The organism is Sandarakinorhabdus limnophila DSM 17366, assembly GCF_000420765.1.
In the GTDB taxonomy this organism is placed as follows: Bacteria; Pseudomonadota; Alphaproteobacteria; order Sphingomonadales; family Sphingomonadaceae; genus Sandarakinorhabdus; species Sandarakinorhabdus limnophila.
In genome coordinates, this window is the sequence record NZ_ATVO01000008.1 from 138,960 (window position 1) to 152,345 (window position 13,386).

A 13,386-nucleotide genomic window follows, 5' to 3' on the forward strand; every position below is an offset into this window, starting at 1 on the left:
GCGCTGCGGCCTAGTCTAGCGCGCATGAGCATGCACCGCGTCACCCCAGAGGCCCTCGCAATCACCCGCACCACGGCGGAGCAGTATCATGCGCTTTACGCGCAGAGCCTCGCCGATCCCGATGGCTTCTGGCGCAACCAGATCGGGCGGCTCGATTGGTACAAGGCGCCCACCATCATGGGCAACTGGTCGTGGGACCCGGTCGACATCAAGTGGTTCGAAGATGGCGTCATCAACGCCAGCTGGAACTGCCTCGATCGCTGGGCCGAAGCTGACCCCAAGCGCACTGCCATCATCTGGGAAGCCGACGATCCCAAGGCTGAAGGCCGCCGCATCAGCTATGGCGAGTTGCGCGAAGAGGTGGCGCGCATGGCCAATGCACTGGTGGCGCTGGGTGTCGACAAGGGCGACTGCGTCACCATCTACATGCCGATGATCCCCGAAGCCGCGATGGCGATGCTGGCCTGTGCGCGCATCGGTGCCGTGCATTCGGTGGTGTTCGGCGGCTTCTCTGCCGAAAGCCTGGCCGGGCGCATCGAAGACGCGCAAAGCCGCTTCATCATCACCGCCGACGAAGGCCGGCGTGGCGGCAAGCCCATTCCCTTGAAAGCCATCGCCGACCAAGCCTGCGATAAGGCCGAAGTCGCCGGCGTCAACGTCGAAGCCATGCTGGTCATCCGCCACACCGGCGGCCGAATCGCCATGGTGGAAGACCGCGACCATTGGTGGCACGACATCCGGACCGACGTACCGGATAGCTGCACACCGGAGCCGATGAACGCCGAAGATCCGCTGTTCATCCTCTACACCAGCGGCTCCACCGGCAAGCCCAAGGGCGTGCTCCATTCCACCGCCGGCTATCTCCTGTGGGCCAATCTCACTTTTGAAACCGTGTTCGATTATCGCGCCGGCGAAACCTTCTGGTGCACGGCCGATGTCGGCTGGGTCACCGGCCACAGTTACATCGTCTATGGCCCGCTGTCCGCCGGCGCCACCGTGCTGATGTTCGAAGGCGTGCCGAGCTTCCCGGCCAACGACCGGTTCTGGCAGGTGATCGACAAGCATAAGGTCAACATCTTCTATACCGCCCCAACCGCCCTGCGCGCCATCATGCGCGACGGAGATGAACCGGTGAACCGTCACGACCTGTCCAGCTTGCGGCTGCTCGGCACGGTTGGCGAACCGATCAATCCGGAGGCGTGGAACTGGTATCACCGCGTCGTCGGCAAGGGGAAGCTGCCGATCGTCGATACGTGGTGGCAGACCGAAACCGGCGGCGCGCTGATCACACCCCTGCCCGGCGCGACGCCGCTGAAGGCCGGCAGCGCGTCGTGGCCCTTCTTCGGGATCGAGCCGGCGCTGGTGGAGGCCGATGGCACCATCATCGCGTGGCAACCCGGCCAGGAAATCAGCGGCAACCTCGTGTTGCTGCGCAGTTGGCCCGGCCAGGCGCGCACGGTGTTCGGCGATCATGAACGCTTCACCCAAACCTATTTCACCACCTATCGCGGCCGCTATTTCACCGGCGACGGCGCGCGGCGCGATGCCGATGGCTATTGGTGGATCACCGGCCGCGTGGACGATGTGATCAATGTTTCCGGCCACCGCATGGGCACGGCCGAAGTCGAATCAGCGCTGGTTGCACACCCACACGTGGCCGAAGCAGCCGTGGTCGGTTTCCCGCACGACGTGAAGGGCCAGGGCATTTATGCCTATGTGACGCTCAACCTCGGCGTGGAAGCCAGCCCAGACCTGGTGGCCGCCCTGAAAGCCACTGTGCGCGCCGAGATCGGCGGCATCGCGATCCCCGACCATATCCACCTGACGCCGGCCCTGCCCAAGACCCGCAGCGGCAAGATCATGCGCCGCATCCTGCGCAAGATCGCCGAAAACGAGCATGGCAGCCTGGGCGACACCAGCACGCTGGCCGATCCGTCGGTCGTGGAAGCGCTGGTCGAAGGCCGCCTCAACCGCTGACCGGATATATTGAGAACGGTTCGCAAGTTTCCGCTTGCTATCCTGCGAATGCGTCGCAATAAGGGGCGCAATTGATAGTCATTCGCAGGAATAACACATGCGTTGCGCGTTGCTGCTGTCGTCGGCCCTATTGCTTGCCCTGCCCGTCGCAACGCAGGCCGAAACGCTGGATGATGACGCCGGCACCATTGTGGTCACCGGCCAGCGGGAAGCCCCGTATCGTGCCGGCAGCATCAGTTCCGCCACCCGCACCGACACGCCGCTGCTCGATGTGCCGCAGGCCGTCACCGTGCTCACGAAGCAGCGGCTGGACGATCAGGCGATTCTGTCCGTGCAGGAGGCGCTGCGCTTCGTGCCGGGTGCTGTCGGCGCACAGGGCGAAGGCAATCGCGATCAGATCGTGCTGCGCGGCAACAACAGCACCGCCGATTTCTTCGTCGATGGTGTGCGCGACGACGTCCAGTATTTCCGCGATTTCTACAATCTGGACCGGCTGGAGATCCTGCGCGGTGCCAACGCCATGATCTTCGGGCGCGGTGGTGGCGGCGGCGTCATCAACCGCGTCACCAAGACGCCCGATCTTGCCGCCCAGCTGATTGCCGCCGATGCCGCGGTCGATACGTGGGGCAGCTGGCGCGTCGCCGCCGATCTCAACCAGCCGCTGGCCACCGGCATCGCCGCCCGCCTCAATGGCTTTTATGAAGAAGCCAGCAATCACCGTGATTTCTATGGCCTGACGCGCTGGGCAGTGAACCCCACGCTCGGCCTTGATCTGGGCGGTCGCGGCAATCTGGTGCTGGGCTATGAACATGCCGCGGATGATCGCACGGCCGATCGCGGCATCCCCTCGCAGGCTGGCCGGCCGGCGCCGGTCTCGCGCAATCTCTTCGTGGGCGATCCGGCGCTCAATCGCAGCCGTGTGGATGTCGATGCGCTGTCGCTGGCCGCCGATTACCGCTTGGCCGACAGCCTCACCCTGCGCCACCGCACGCGCTGGGCCGATTACGACAAGGTCTACAGCAACGTCTATGCGGCCACGCCGCTGGCCGCCGATGGCCGCATCGGGGTGGATGCCTATGCCGACCCCACGCGCCGCCACAATCTGTTCAGCCAGACCGATTTGAACTGGAAGACCGCGATTGCCGGCACCCAGCACAATATCCTTGCCGGCTTCGAGCTCGGCCGCCAGGTGACGCGCAACCAGCGCATCAACGGCTTCTTCGATGGCATCATTCCGGGCGCCACGCGCGCCTTCGTCACCCTGGCCGACAGTGCCCGCCCGCCGCTGGCAACCTTCCGCGCCGGGCCGGGCAACCGCTCCATCCGCGCCCAGGCCGAGGTGGCCGCGCTGTTCGTGCAGGATCAGGTGAAGATCGGTGATCATGTCGAGCTGCTCGGCGGCCTGCGTTATGACCGTTTCGAACTTGCCGTGGACAATCTGTTCTCCGGCGCGCGCTTTGCCCGCGTTGATCACCTGTGGTCGCCCCGCTTGGGCCTGGTGGTAAAGCCGATGGCCACCGCCTCGCTCTATGCCAGCTTCAGCCGCTCGTACTTGCCGCAATCAGGCGACCAGTTCACCAGCCTTGATGCCAGCCTGGCCGCGCTGGAGCCTGAAGGCTTCCTCAACCGCGAAATCGGCGCCAAGTGGGACATCACGCCAACGCTCAACATCAACATCGCCGCCTATGTGCTCGAACGCACCAACACGCGCGCGCCCGGCGCCGTGGCCGGCACGGTCGAGCTTACCGGCCGCCAGCGCAGCCGCGGCATCGAGCTTGGCCTGGATGGCCAGATTGCCAAATGGTGGCAGGTGCAGGCCGGCCTTGCTGTGCAAAACGCCCGCATCACCAGCACCACCACCGCCGCACCCGCCGGCCGCCATGTGCCGCTGGTGCCGGAATTCCAGGCCAGCCTGTGGCAGCGCTTCCAGATAGCCGAGCCGGTGGCACTGGGCGTCGGCATCCTGCACCAGGGCGCCAGCTTCACCAGCATCAGCAACGCGGTGCGGTTGCCGGCCTATACGCGGGTGGATGGCGCCGTGTTCGTGACGCTGGCCAAGGGCGTCAGCGCGCAGCTCAATGTCGAAAACATCTTCAACAAAGGCTATTTCCCGACCGCGCACACCGACAACAATATCAGCACCGGTACACCGCGCACCGCCCGGCTGACGATCAGGACGAACTTCTGAGGCGTTCCCACAGGCCCACTGGTTCGGCCTTGTAGGTGGCTTCGCCAAAGATGCTGAAGCCGCAGCGGCGAGCGACTGAGATGCTGGTGGCGTTGGCCGGGTTGATCATGGCGACAGTGCGATCGAAGCGCGTGTCGGCCCATTCCAGCGCACAAGCCACGGCCTCGCTGGCATAGCCTTGTCCCTGCGCTTCGGGATGAAAGGCCCAGGCCGCTTCCGGGCAACCAAAGGGTTCCACCCCGGTGCGCTCAGCGTGCAGGAAGCCGACATCGCCAAGGTGAATATCTTCCCCCGGCCGCGTGACGGCCCACATGCCATAACCCATCAACTGCCAGTGGCCGGCATAGCGCAGCAGGCGGTTCCAGCTGTCTTCCCGGTTGAACGGCTTGCCGCCAAAATGCGTCACCACCACCGGGTGCGACCACAGTGAGACCAGACGATCGAAATCCGCCATCCGGTGTGGACGCAGCAGCAGCCGTTCAGACGAGAGGACGGGACGTTCGGTCATGGCGCTTAGCATAGGCACAGGCCATGCCAACTTCCAGTAACCGCTTTATGACAGGCTGTTGCAGGCGGGGGCCAGCGTGATAGCCAATACAACGTGATCCGCCTTGCCCGCCCCACCGATCTGCCGCTGCTGCCTGCCATCGAAGCCTCGGCGGCGACGCTGTTTGCCGGCACCGCCATGGCGCATGTGGTGGATGGGCCGACGACGCCGGCAAAGGCGCTGGCAGCGGGTTTGAAAGAGCGCAGCCTGTGGGTGGCGACAGCGCCCCAGCCCTGCGGCTTCCTGCTGGCCGCTGCCACTGCGGGTTGGCTGCACATCCAGGAATTGTCGGTGGCGCGCGATGCTCAGGATCGCGGGCTGGGCGCAGCCCTGCTCCAGGCCGCGATTGCGGCCGCGCCCGCACTCCGCTGCGCGCGGCTGTCACTCACCACCGATCGCTGGCTGGCGTGGAACGCGCCCTTTTATGCCCGGCACGGCTTTGCCGAAGTGGCAGCCCACGATCCGGCCGTGCCCGAATGGCTGGCGGGACTGCCGGCGCACGCCGCTGCCGGCGGGCTTGATCCAGCGCGGCGCTGCATCATGGTGCGCAGCGCATGACCGATCTGGAACATCTTGCCCTGTGGCTGCCGGCGCAGGGCCTCGCACTGGCACCCGGCGCGCGGCTGGAGCGACTGGGCGGCGGCATCGCCAACCGCAACGAAGGCGTGACATTGACCACCGGACGAGCTGTGTTGCGTCGGCCGCCGCCGGGACAACTGGCCGCCGGCGCCAGCGACATGGCCCGCGAAGCCAAGGTGCTGGCCGCACTCGCCCCCGTTTTCCCGTTGGTGCCGCGCCTGATCGCCTTTTGCGCTGACGAAGCGGTGCTGGGCACGAAATTCCAGCTGATCGAGCGGCGCGATGGCATGGCGATTGCCGGCACGTTGCCGCCGGAAGCCGGCGACGGCCTGGCGCTGGTGGAAACCACGTTGCTGGCCATGGCAGCGCTGCACGCGCTCGATCCGGCGGGGATCGGGCTGGGCGATCTCGGCAAGCCGGAAGGATTCTACGCCCGCCAGTTGAAGGGCTGGACCAGCCGTGCCGAGGCGGTGTGGCCCGATGGTTTGCCGGCCCACGTGGCCGCACTCATCACCGCACTGGCCGCCGCCGTCCCGCCCGAAGCCGGTACGCCCGTCCTGCTGCACATGGATCTGAAGCCCGACAATCTGCTCGTCGATCCCGCCACCTGCCAGGCGCGCGCCATGATCGATTGGGACATGGCCACCCGCGGGCCCAGGGCTTTCGATCTTGCCGTGCTGCTGTCCTACTGGATCGAACCGGGTGATCCGGGTGACGTGAAGCCGCTGATGGCGGTGCCCTCGCTCACCCCTGGTTGGCCGGGCCGCACGGCGGTGGCATCACGCTATGCCGGCGTCAGCGGCCATGATGTGGGCGATCTCGTGTGGCCAACGGCCCTCGCCCGATTGCGGCTGGCGGTGGCTTGGATGCAGCTTTACCGAAAATGGCAGCGCGGCGAGATGGACGGCACGCGCTATGCAGACTTCGAGACACTGGCGCTGGCGATCATCGCCCACGCCGCAGACCAGTACCAGAAAGGCGCCTTGTGACCGATTTCACCCTGCCCGAAGCCACCAAGGCGCTGGCCCGCCGCACCCGCCAGTTCGTGATCGACAAGATCATCCCGTTCGAACGCGATCCGCGCCTGACGCAGCACGGCCCCACCGACGATCTGCGCGCCGAACTGGTGGCGCTGGCCAAGGCCGAGGGCCTGCTCACCCCTCAAGCGCCGACCGAACTGGGCGGCATGGGCTTTGATCACGCGACGCAAGCCGCGGTGTTCGAAGCCGCCGGCTGGTCCACGCTTGGCCCGGTTGCGATGAACTGCGCCGCGCCGGACGAGGGCAACATGTATCTCCTCTCCCGCATCGCCCGGCCCGATCAGGTGAAGCAGTTCCTCGCCCCCATGGTCAGCGGCGAGCGCCGCAGCGTCTTCGCCATGACCGAGCCCGATGGCGCCGGCAGCGATCCCGGTCAGCTCAAGACCAAGGCGGTGTTCAACGGCAATGATTACGAGATTTCCGGCCTGAAATGGCTGATCACCGGGGCAAACGGCGCCAAGACTTGGATCATCATGGCCAATGTCGAGCCCAACGCCCACGGGGCGCACGGCCCCACCCTGTTCCTGTGCGAAGGCGACACGCCCGGCATCCAGATCGAACGCGTGATGGATTCGATGGACCGCAACTATGTCGAAGGCCATTGCGTCGTGCGCTTCGAAGGGCTGCGCCTTGGCCCGTCGCACCTGTTGGGTGAGATCGGCTCGGCCTTCCGCTATGCCCAGATGCGCCTCGCGCCGGCGCGGCTCACCCACTGCATGCGCTGGCTGGGTGCGGCGGCGCGCTGCCAGCATATCGCGCTGGAACATGCCCGGGTGCGCACTGCCTTTGGCAAGCCGCTGCTCGCCCACCAGGGCGTCAATTTCATGCTGGCCGACAATGAAATCGCCCTGCACCAGGCCCGCCTCGCCATCCGCCACGTCGCCTGGCTGCTCGATAACGGCGTGCGCGCCCGCCATGAAAGCAGCATCGTGAAGGCCAGCGTGTCCGAAGACCTGTTCAAGGTCGCCGATCGCTGCGTGCAGATATTGGGCGGCATCGGCGTCACTTCGGAAACCGTCGTCGAAATGATCTTCCGCGACATGCGACCGTTCCGCCTCTACGACGGCCCGACCGAAGTGCACAAATTCGCCATCGCCACCCAGTTGGAACGGCAGGGCAGCGCCTTCACCGATCCAGTGGGCTGGTGATCAGAAGCGCAGGCCGGTCGCTGCCGCCAGATCGGCCAAGGCCTGCGCCTCACCCGTCACCTTGATCGCCGTCATGCCCAGCGCGGCGGCCGGCTTGCAGTTGATGCCGAGATCATCAAGGTAAACGCAGGCCGCCGGCGCCACGCCCAGCGCCTCGCACATCATCAGGTAGATGCGCGGATCGGGCTTGCGCAGGCCAACCTTGGCACTCTCGATGACGTGGTGAAACTCGCCGAGGATATGCTTCACGCTCGGCCCCCAGCCGATATCCTCCTCGCTCGCCACATTGTTGGTGATGCAGCCGATCTTGAACGCCGCCTTGCACGCCCGCAGCGCCGCCACCATCCCCGGCCGCACATCGCCCGCCAGCAACGGCAGCACATCACCGCCCGGCACATCATGGCCCAGACTGATCGCTTCCGCCCGGAACGCCGCATCAAATTCGCCGGTGCTGATCTCGCTGCGCTCCAGCCGCGCCCAGGCGTTGGTATCGGGATTGGTGGCATTCACCGTGCGGATGAAGCCAGTCGGCAGGCCCCGTTGTGCCTCATAGAGCGCAAACGCCTCGAACGGTGACGAGGTGATCACCCCGCCAAAATCGAAAATCACCGCCTGTATCGCCATTTGCGCTTCCTTGTTGCCCTGCAATCCTTACGCGCGGCGACGACGGACTTCACCCGAGAAAACAACAAGGGGGGCCTCCGGCGGGCAGGGTCGCAAACCCTACACCCGCCAGTTGGATTTGCCCATTTGCCGTTGAAGGCCGGCTTGCTTGTCGTGCGCTGTCCGAAAACAAACGGGTGCAGGGTCTGCGACCCTGCCCGCCGGAGGCAATCCTGCCTTGAACCTTAAATCGAGAAGCTCGACCCACACCCGCAGCCCGACGCCGCCTGTGGGTTCTTCACTTCGAACGCCGCCGCGCCGATCTTCTCGACATAATCGACTTCGGCGCCGGCGACGAACGGCAACGAATCGGGATCGACCAGCATGGTGACGCCGTCGGTTTCGACCAGCGTATCACCATCGGCCGGGGCGGATTCGAGGCCGAAGCGATATTGGAAGCCCGCGCAGCCACCGCCATCGACGGCGAGGCGCAGCATCATGCCGGGTTTGCCCTGACGTTCAGCGATAACAGCAACGCGTTTGGCGGCGGCGGGGGAGAGGCGGGGCAGCGTTTCCATGACGCCAATGTAAGCGCAGGGCAGGCCGGCTGCAACCGGCGCCGCAATCAGCGGCCGGTGCGGACCTTCCAGGCGCGGCCGCCTGCCATCACCATGTCGTCGCTGGCCAGCGGTGCGAAGGGTTCGTCGCTGGCGATATCCACCGGGGCAATCACGGTGACGCGGCTGCGGGCCGGGGCATCGACACCGAAGTTGGCGAGATCAAGGAAAGGCTGCGGATCGAGGGCGCGGCCATCGAGGCGGACTTCGAAGTGCAGGTGGGTGCCGGTCGAACGGCCGGTAGAGCCCATGCCGCCGACGACCTGGCCCTGGCGGATCACATCACCTTCCTTCACGTGGAAGCGGGTCATGTGGCCATAGCGGGTTTCGAGGCCATTGCCGTGATCGACCACGACCACCTTGCCATAGCCCGCCCACCAACCGGCGCGGACAACGACACCATCGGCCGCAGCGTGGATGGCGTCGCCGGTCTTGCCGGTCATGTCGATGCCGGCGTGGAAGGCGCCGCCGCCGTGGAACGGATCGGAACGGTAACCAAAATCCGACGACGGATCGTAATGGTTCACCGGCAGGAAGGCCGGGATGCGAGCGAAGGTGGCAGCGATGGCGGCCTGGCGCGCGGCGCTGGCCTGCAGATCGCGCACTTGCGGATCATTGGCGGCAATGAACGGGCCGCCGGCGTTGCCGAGGAAACGATCGGGGTTGAGGCCAAGGCGGCGCAGCACAGCTTCGGCGCGCGGGGTGCCGGCGGGGGCAGCACCAATCAGCGCGGCAACCGGCTGACCGGCGCGCGGCAGCATGCGGGCCAGGGTGGCGGCATCGGTGCGTTCGTTGGCCAGCGCGGCAAGGAAGGCGCGGCGGGATTCGGCCATGCTGCTGGACTTGTTGGTGGCGCTGTCGTCCAGCGTCATGGCGGACACGGCGGCGACGGCGGAAATGGGGGCGATTTGGGTGGCATCTTCGGCGGCGGCCGGAGCGGCTGCCACCAAGCCGAACAGGCCCAGCGCCGCCATCACCATCTTGCCGCTCAGAAATTGCATGACTTAGTGCGACCCTTCATCAGGCTGGGAACCCGGACAAGCGGAGAGCATTCACCGGAATCAGCTTCCAGCGCCTTTACCCCGCAAGACCATTGCCCCTTTGCCGCCGGTGAACCCGGCTGACATTGGTTACAGAGCAGCCCCGGTGACGCTGAACAACCGGTCAATTGCCGGGGAGCGGTCAACCGTTCGGCGCAGACGACGAATTGTGACCTTTTCGTGCCAGAAGCGCGAAACTCTGGCCGTCGGCGGCCGTAGATACACTCATGGCAGCAGTTAGATCCGTCGGATGGGCCCCGGCTGGAGCGCTGGTGCGCGAGGGTGCCGGCGGCGAATCAGCATCGAAAGGGGGGTCCCCTCCCCGAGATGATGCGGTCGCCGCCGGTTTTTCTCCCTCAGTGTTTGTACAAGTGGCGTAGCGTAGAAATCCTCAGGGCGTCTTCAGTTCAGGCCAGCGCTTGGGCAGCGGCCAGCACGGCTTCGGCATGGCCGGGCACCTTCACCTTGCCCCACACTTCGGCGATTTTGCCGTCGCGGCCGATCAAGAAGGTGGCGCGCTCGATCCCCATATACTTCTTGCCGTACATGGATTTTTCCACCCACGTGCCATAAGCCTCCGTCACGTCGCCGGGGTCGCTGCCCAGCAGCACGGTCAGGCCGTGCTTGGCGCGAAACTTGGCGTGGCTGGCAACGCTGTCGCGCGACACGCCCACCACCACCGTATCGGCAGCGTCAAAGTCGGCCTTCAGCGCCGAAAACGCCTTGCCTTCGTTGGTGCAGCCCGGCGTGTCGTCCTTGGGATAGAAATAGAGCACCAACTTCTTGCCGGCGAATTCGCCAAGGCTGATCGGGCCCGTGTCGCCGTCCATCGTAAAGGCCGGGGCAGCGGTTCCGGGGGTGGGCATGGTCATTTCTCATCTCCTTGGCTGAACACCTCTGCCCATGCCATGCGCACGGCCTGTCTGGCGATGGCCAGTTGCTCGGTGAAGCCGGTGAAATTTGCCGCAGCCAGCGCCCGCGCCAATATCGCCTGCACCGGTTCGGGCAGCGTATCGGGCACCCGGGCGCCGGCAAACAGCAGCCGCAGCCAGATCAGCGTACGCGCCAGGAAATCATGCGCAGGCTTCAGATCGGCCGGCAGCAATCCAGCGGCGATAAGCTCATCCAGCGCCACCGGCAGCTCCGGCGACAAGCCCTGCCCGCTGGCGAGCTGCCGGAAATGCACGATGAATTCCAGATCAACCATGCCGCCCGCGGCCAGCTTCACGTCGAACCGGCCCTGCGGCGGCTTGGCGGCGGCCATGTCTGCCCGCATCGCCAGCACAGCCTTGCGCAAGGTTGGTACATCGCGCGGGGCGGCCAGCACGTCGGCAATCACCGCCTGCGCCGCCGCCACCGGCCCGGCCACCACGCGAGCGCGGGTCAGGGCCATATGCTCCCAGCTTTCCGCCTCCTCGCGCTGATAGCGGGCGAAACTGTCGATGGAGAGCGCCAGATTGCCCTTCGCTCCCCATGGTCGCAGCCGCGTGTCCACCTCATACAGCGCGCCGGCAGCGGTCGGCACCGAAAGCGCCGTCACCAGCCGCGCCGCCAGCCGGTTGAAATAGGTGGCAGCCGGCAGCGGCTTGGTCCCATCCGAAAGCGTTTCGTGGTGGCCGGTGAACAGGAACACCAGATCAAGATCGCTGGCGTGCGTCATCGCCCGGCCGCCGTGCCGGCCCAGCGCCAGCACCACCAGTTCGCCGCCCGGCACGCGGCCATGGCTGCGAGCGAACTCCTCTGCCACCGCCGGCGCCAGATTCTGCACGGCGGCATCGGCGAGATCCGCCAGGCTGCGCCCCACGGCGAGCGCGCCGGCATGGCCTTCGATCAGTTGTGCGCCCAGCTGGAACCGCACTTCCGCCGTCCAGCGCCGCACCCGGTCCAGCCGCTCTTCCAGCCCGGCGTCGCGGCACAGGCTGGCGAGTTCCGCGGCCAGTTGCGTCGCATCAGGCAACGGTGCGAAGGCATCGGGGGACAGCATCACATCGAACAGCGCCGGATCACGGGCCAGTGCTTCGGCCAGCACCGGCGTGATGCCCACCAGATTGCCGAGCAGGCCAACCAGGCGCGGATTGGCGCGCAGCAGCGCAAAGAATTGGGCGCCGGCCGGCAATCCCGCCAGCAAGCCATCCAGACGGTGCGCCGCCGTGGCCGGATCGGCCGCCGCCGCCAGCCGGGCCAGCAACAAGGGCAGCACCGCTTCGAAATCGGCACGGGCCGATTCACTTTTCAGCGCGCGATATTTGCCCTGCCGCCAATTGGCGATCAGCGGCGCAAGCAACTTGGCGAGGCCGGGGTGATGCTGCTTCAGCCACGGCTTGGGATCGGCCGGTACCGCCGTTGCGTCCGGCGTGGCGGCGCGGATCAGCCGGTCATAGGATGTGGCAACCGGATCGGTGATCGCGCTCAATCGGGCTTCCAGCGCCTTGGCATCCTTGCAGCCGCACAGGCGGGCCACGGCGTGGCGATCGGCGATCAGGCGCGGGATGGCGTGGGTCTGCTCATCGCGGCGCATCTGCAGCCGATGTTCCAGCGTGCGCAGCGCCCGGTAGCTGGTGGCCAGCCGCGCCGCTTCCGCCTCTGGCACATGGCCGGCAGCGGCCAGCGCGGCGAGACCATCAAGCGTCGCCGGGCAGCGCAATTCAGGGTCGCGCCCGCCCCAGATCAGCTGGTTGATCTGGGCGAAGAATTCCACTTCGCGGATGCCCCCGCGCCCACGCTTCAGATCAAAGCCCGGGCCAATGGCCTGCCCGCCTTCGAAATGATCGCGGATGCGCAAGCTCACCGACTGGATGTCGCGCACCGCCGTGTAATCCAGACTGCGCCGCCACACGAAGGGCCGGATGCGGGCAAGGAATTCCGCGCCCATGGCCACGTCGCCCCCCACGGCGCGGGCGCGAATGAAGGCGACCCGTTCCCAGGTCAGCGCTTCGGATTGGTAATAATGTTCGGCCGCCGCCAGGCTGATCGACATCGGCGTGATCTCGCTCGCCGGGCGCAGCCGCAGATCAATCCGGGCGACATAGCCATCAGGCGTCAGATCATTCAGGATCGCCACCGCCCGCCGCACGATGCGCACGGCGGCCTCGCCGGGATCTTCGCTGCCCCGGCACGGCACCAATTCGGGATCGTGCAGGAAGATCAGATCGGCATCGCTGCTGTAGTTCAGTTCACGGCTGCCCAGCTTGCCCAGCGCCAGCGCCACCACCCCGCGATTGGGCGCACCGCGTTCGGCCAGTGCGGCGGCGATGGCGGCATCGATGGCGCGATCGTTAAAGTCCGAAAGCGCCGCCGTCACCTGCTCCAGCGGCCACAGCCCGGCCAGATCGGCCAGCGCAACCACCAGCGCCACATCGCGCCGGGCGGTGCGCAGGCGCGGCATGATCGGCTGCGCATCGTCTGCCGCCAGCGCCAGCGCGGCGGCGAGGGCCGCGTCCAGCCCGGCAGCAGCGAGCGTTGCCAGCGTTGCTTGCCGGCCGCGGATCAACCCCTTCAGAAACGGCGCATCGGCCCAGGCGGCAACCGCTGCGTTGGTGAGCGCGGGCGACAGACCAGCCGGCAGCAGCGGTGCCAGATCAGGCGGCGACACAGTTGCAGGCAAGGCAAACTCCATGTCACCCTGATGCCAGTGCGTTCAGCCGCCA

11 protein-coding genes are annotated in these 13,386 nt (G+C 66.5%); 5 read left to right on the forward strand and 6 right to left on the reverse strand.

Features of this window, described 5'->3' with window-relative positions; all coding sequences use genetic code 11:
- The first annotated feature begins 24 nt into the window (after positions 1-24).
- Positions 25-1,977, forward strand: coding sequence for an acetate--CoA ligase (acs, locus tag G566_RS0111260; RefSeq protein ID WP_022680774.1), 1,953 nt, complete (start codon positions 25-27; stop codon positions 1,975-1,977).
- 97 nt (positions 1,978-2,074) lie between these two features.
- Positions 2,075-4,165, forward strand: a complete 2,091-nt coding sequence (locus G566_RS0111265; protein ID WP_022680775.1) for a TonB-dependent receptor — start codon at positions 2,075-2,077, stop codon at positions 4,163-4,165.
- On the opposite strand, the gene G566_RS0111270 is transcribed toward G566_RS0111265, so the two are convergent.
- The gene (locus G566_RS0111270) at positions 4,149-4,673 is read right to left on the reverse strand and encodes a GNAT family N-acetyltransferase (RefSeq protein ID WP_022680776.1); all 525 of its coding nucleotides are present in this window, start codon (positions 4,671-4,673) and stop codon (positions 4,149-4,151) included. The two genes, G566_RS0111265 and G566_RS0111270, sit on opposite strands and share 17 nt — an antisense overlap.
- A gap of 93 nt (positions 4,674-4,766) precedes the next feature.
- On the opposite strand from G566_RS0111270, the gene G566_RS14265 reads away from it, so the two are divergent.
- From G566_RS14265 to G566_RS0111285, 3 genes are read left to right on the forward strand one after another with little or no spacing between them, the layout of a single operon-like run.
- Positions 4,767-5,270 (forward strand): GNAT family N-acetyltransferase, encoded by a 504-nt coding sequence (locus tag G566_RS14265; RefSeq protein ID WP_022680777.1) that lies wholly within the window; start codon positions 4,767-4,769, stop codon positions 5,268-5,270.
- Positions 5,267-6,280 carry a phosphotransferase family protein gene (locus G566_RS14270; RefSeq protein WP_022680778.1) on the forward strand — a complete coding sequence of 338 codons (1,014 nt, stop codon included), beginning with the start codon at positions 5,267-5,269 and terminating at the stop codon, positions 6,278-6,280. Before G566_RS14265 ends, G566_RS14270 begins: the two co-directional genes overlap by 4 nt.
- Entirely contained in the window at positions 6,277-7,479 is a 1,203-nt protein-coding gene (locus G566_RS0111285; RefSeq protein ID WP_022680779.1) for an acyl-CoA dehydrogenase family protein, read from the forward strand. The genes G566_RS14270 and G566_RS0111285 overlap by 4 nt, the downstream gene beginning before the upstream one ends.
- On the opposite strand, the gene G566_RS0111290 is transcribed toward G566_RS0111285, so the two are convergent.
- From G566_RS0111290 to G566_RS0111310, 5 genes are all read right to left on the reverse strand, one after another.
- Positions 7,480-8,103: an HAD-IA family hydrolase gene (locus G566_RS0111290; protein ID WP_029131581.1), complete on the reverse strand. Its 624-nt coding sequence runs from the start codon at positions 8,101-8,103 to the stop codon at positions 7,480-7,482. It abuts the gene before it with no gap.
- A gap of 224 nt (positions 8,104-8,327) precedes the next feature.
- Positions 8,328-8,660, reverse strand: coding sequence for a HesB/IscA family protein (locus G566_RS0111295; RefSeq protein ID WP_022680781.1), 333 nt, complete (start codon positions 8,658-8,660; stop codon positions 8,328-8,330).
- Positions 8,661-8,707: 47 nt separating this feature from the next.
- Positions 8,708-9,700, reverse strand: coding sequence for a M23 family metallopeptidase (locus G566_RS14885; protein WP_051136037.1), 993 nt, complete (start codon positions 9,698-9,700; stop codon positions 8,708-8,710).
- Between the two features lie 446 nt (positions 9,701-10,146).
- Entirely contained in the window at positions 10,147-10,605 is a 459-nt protein-coding gene (locus tag G566_RS0111305) for a peroxiredoxin (RefSeq protein WP_040605634.1), read from the reverse strand.
- Positions 10,606-10,607: 2 nt separating this feature from the next.
- Positions 10,608-13,355, reverse strand: coding sequence for a bifunctional [glutamine synthetase] adenylyltransferase/[glutamine synthetase]-adenylyl-L-tyrosine phosphorylase (locus G566_RS0111310; protein ID WP_022680784.1), 2,748 nt, complete (start codon positions 13,353-13,355; stop codon positions 10,608-10,610).
- Positions 13,356-13,386: the final 31 nt, after the last annotated feature.

Coding starts and splice junctions, on each gene's coding strand:
- acs (WP_022680774.1), top strand. CDS start 25: ATGAGCATGCACCGCGTCACCCCAGAGGCCCTCGCAATCACCCGCACC.
- G566_RS0111265 (WP_022680775.1), top strand. CDS start 2,075: ATGCGTTGCGCGTTGCTGCTGTCGTCGGCCCTATTGCTTGCCCTGCCC.
- G566_RS0111270 (WP_022680776.1), bottom strand. CDS start 4,673: ATGACCGAACGTCCCGTCCTCTCGTCTGAACGGCTGCTGCTGCGTCCA.
- G566_RS14270 (WP_022680778.1), top strand. CDS start 5,267: ATGACCGATCTGGAACATCTTGCCCTGTGGCTGCCGGCGCAGGGCCTC.
- G566_RS0111290 (WP_029131581.1), bottom strand. CDS start 8,103: ATGGCGATACAGGCGGTGATTTTCGATTTTGGCGGGGTGATCACCTCG.
- G566_RS0111295 (WP_022680781.1), bottom strand. CDS start 8,660: ATGGAAACGCTGCCCCGCCTCTCCCCCGCCGCCGCCAAACGCGTTGCT.
- G566_RS14885 (WP_051136037.1), bottom strand. CDS start 9,700: ATGCAATTTCTGAGCGGCAAGATGGTGATGGCGGCGCTGGGCCTGTTC.
- G566_RS0111305 (WP_040605634.1), bottom strand. CDS start 10,605: ATGCCCACCCCCGGAACCGCTGCCCCGGCCTTTACGATGGACGGCGAC.
- G566_RS0111310 (WP_022680784.1), bottom strand. CDS start 13,355: ATGGAGTTTGCCTTGCCTGCAACTGTGTCGCCGCCTGATCTGGCACCG.